The sequence below is a fragment of the Dellaglioa sp. CoH-57-MRSF-17 genome, assembly GCF_056782015.1.
Genome location: NZ_JBXAXY010000157.1, coordinates 1 through 259 on the forward strand (window position 1 = coordinate 1; position 259 = coordinate 259).

1 protein-coding gene is annotated in these 259 nt (G+C 52.1%); it reads right to left on the reverse strand.

The annotated features are described in order from the left end of the window. The coding region (locus AC1RPJ_RS08250; protein ID WP_481762924.1) for a hypothetical protein at window positions 1-259 on the reverse strand (259 nt) is incomplete at both ends.

A 259-nucleotide genomic window follows, 5' to 3' on the forward strand; every position in this document is an offset into this window, starting at 1 on the left:
GGTATCGAGTTGGTTCCTGTGCCCGTGTGATCTGGACAAAATCAGGATCAGTGGACCAAGCGAGCTGCGTGCTGCGGTTTACCGTATCGTACACACCGTAGAACCCAAGATCAAGACCCTGACTCAGAATTGAGAACGAGGGATGCTCGCTCTGGTTGTTGACGATGGCTACGTACTCAGCATGATAGTCGCTTGTAGTTTCCAGCAACCTTTGCAGCTTATATAGCCAGCGGCTTCCTTCGTACTTGGCGTCGAGGTC